At 43.5% G+C, this 1,603-nt stretch carries 1 protein-coding gene; it reads right to left on the reverse strand.

Translation table 11 applies throughout. The features are described 5' to 3' along the window. Window positions 1–137 precede the first annotated feature (137 nt). Entirely contained in the window at window positions 138–1,343 is a 1,206-nt protein-coding gene (locus tag BK120_RS34235) for an IS110 family RNA-guided transposase (RefSeq protein WP_076271927.1), read from the reverse strand. Window positions 1,344–1,603: the final 260 nt, after the last annotated feature.

Genomic DNA, 1,603 nt, shown 5'->3' on the forward strand with positions numbered 1-1,603 from the left:
TTGCACTATACCAGCCAATAGGCTGTCAATATTTAATTATTAATGAAGAAAACGAAGGGTGCTATACTGGTAAAAAAGCATGACAAATAACCACCCCATAGAATTTGGGGAGGTTTTCCTCAATATCCAGACACTGCTTATTCAGTCAAGCGGAAAGGTTCTTTCTTGGTCAAAATCGCATATATCCAATGGATCAGTCTATTTACACAAGCGATCACAGCTACTTTAAATAGTTTGCCTTCTGCACGCTTTTTGTCGTAATAAGCTCTTATTCTCTTGTTACGTGAGCCTTTCAGTCCACACCTTACAGCTTGATATAAGGCTGTCCGAAGCCTTCTAGAACCACGTTTGGTGATTTTATTTCGGGTTGCTGTAAACTTGCCGGAAGAAAAGACGCTAGGATCAATACCAGCAAACGCAACCAGTTTCTTCGCGTGATCGAACCGATCAATTTCTCCGACCTCAGCTAAAATTGTTGCTGCAATTTTAGTACCAATGCCGGGTATTGATTGGATTAGATCGTACTCCATTAATTCTTCAGCCAGAGTTTCTATCGATTTGTCCAGTTTCGTTAGATGCTCCTGGTACTGAAGAAGTAAATGAATGAATAGCTCTAATGAGATTAAATGACTCGGAAAAGCGGTCTCTCTGAAGGGATTTCGCTCTGCAGCAGCCATTAGTTTCTGTGCCCGTTCTAGCGACCACTGGTTCGATTTAACATGTCCAACAAGGCGTTTTATAATCGCCGTAACGTTTTCCTCGGACAATGCTAGCACCGATTGAGACGTTGGATACTGGGCCAGGAGACGAAGTGATACCTTAGAATAAAGGTCACCAAACACGCCATGATACTCTGGAAAGACTTGATCCAGTACCGCTTGAAACTGCAACTTTACCTGGACATATATTTCAGTCAGCGACTCATGTTGCCGTGTCAGGTAACGCAGATTCATTAGATACTGACCCCGTTTTTTGTAAGGCTCTAGCTCTTCTTTGTAGAACATTTCGCCCAACTGGTATGCGTCAGCAACATCCGTTTTTACCTTACGTAAATTCAACTTTTTCGCTTGGTGTGAAAGTAACGGATTGATAACGATATACAGATATTGATGCTCATTTAGAAACTGAATAACCGGACTATGATAATGGCCCGTTGCTTCTAACACAATGGCCGGACGCCGCCCAGTAAAGGACTCCAGGCTTTGAGCAAAGCGGAGGAAGGACGCTAATCCCTCAAGATTATGCTCAAATCGAAATGTCTTTCCGTAGGGCGTTCCTCGATCTGAAAAGGCTTGTGCATGACTTTCTCCTTTAGATACATCTAATCCAATGACAGGATTCATTCAATCACTCCCAATATTATATTCGCCGGTAACCCCTAACTTTCTTGTCGTCCACATTATCGCATGTGATACGGGATTATGGTCCCAACCAGCCTAATCATGGTTTAACAAGTAGGGGGGATGAACGGTATAGCTCTCGGGATCTGGCTCCCACGGGCAGGTACGTTCGATCCCCGGCTACCGCTATCTTAAGACCACACAAAAATGAGGTCTACCAGAAAGATCTGGTGACCTCATAATACGAACGGGCAGGTTAGTTT

It is taken from the genome of Paenibacillus sp. FSL A5-0031 (genome assembly GCF_001956295.1).
Classification (GTDB): domain Bacteria; phylum Bacillota; class Bacilli; order Paenibacillales; family Paenibacillaceae; genus Pristimantibacillus.

Coding starts and splice junctions, on each gene's coding strand:
- BK120_RS34235 (WP_076271927.1), bottom strand. CDS start 1,343: ATGAATCCTGTCATTGGATTAGATGTATCTAAAGGAGAAAGTCATGCA.